The sequence below is a fragment of the Azospirillum mesophilum genome, assembly GCF_053470405.2.
Map to the genome: position 1 here is coordinate 1 of NZ_JBPXMQ020000123.1, position 801 is coordinate 801.

At 62.5% G+C, this 801-nt stretch carries 1 protein-coding gene; it reads left to right on the top strand.

Annotation, left to right across the window (positions count from 1 at the left end; all coding sequences use genetic code 11):
• A partial coding sequence (locus ACSVC7_RS32720) for an IS5 family transposase (protein ID WP_448208770.1) occupies positions 1-780 on the top strand: 780 nt, incomplete at its 5' end.
• Between the last annotated feature and the right edge of the window lie 21 nt (positions 781-801).

The window sequence follows — 801 nt, forward strand, 5'->3', positions numbered from 1 at the left end:
AAGAAGACGAAGCGGTATCCGACGGACCTGACCGACGAGGAATGGTCACTGATAGAACCGCTGATGCCAAAGAAGGCTGACACTGGGCGCCCGAGGTCTGTGAACCTTCGGGAAGTCTTGAATGCACTGCGCTATCTGGCGCGGACCGGCTGCGGCTGGCGGCTTCTGCCGAAGGATTTCCCACCGTGGCAGACGGTGTATTGGTGGTTCCGGCATCTCCTTCGGCGCTTGCTGTTCCAGACGATCCACGACGTGGCGTTGATGATCGACCGCGAACGGGCCGGCCGCGAAGCCAGTCCGAGCGCCGGGGTTGTGGACAGCCAATCGGTGAAGGCCCCCGCCGCCAGGGAACGCGGCTACGATGGCGGCAAGAAGGTCAGTGGGCGCAAACGGCACATCGCGGTGGACACCGATGGCCGCCTGCTGATGGTGAACCTGACCACCGCCGATGTCTCCGATTCCGCCGGAGCCCAGAAGATCCTGGAGGCCATGCGCAAACGCTGGCCATGGATGAAGCATCTCTTCGCCGACAGCGCCTATGATCGCAAGAAGCTCTTGGACAAAGCCGCCTTCCTCGACTTCACCATCGAGGTGGTGCGGCGAACCGACACCGAACCGGGCTTCAAGGTCGTGCCGCGGCGCTGGGTGGTCGAGCGGACCTTCGGATGGATGACCCGCTGGAGACGTCTGGTCCGTGACTATGAAGCCCGGATCGACGTCTCCAGCGGCATGATACAACTCGCCATGGCAAGCCTGCTACTCCGGCGTGTCTGCCACTGAACAGGTTGTCAAACGGACTCT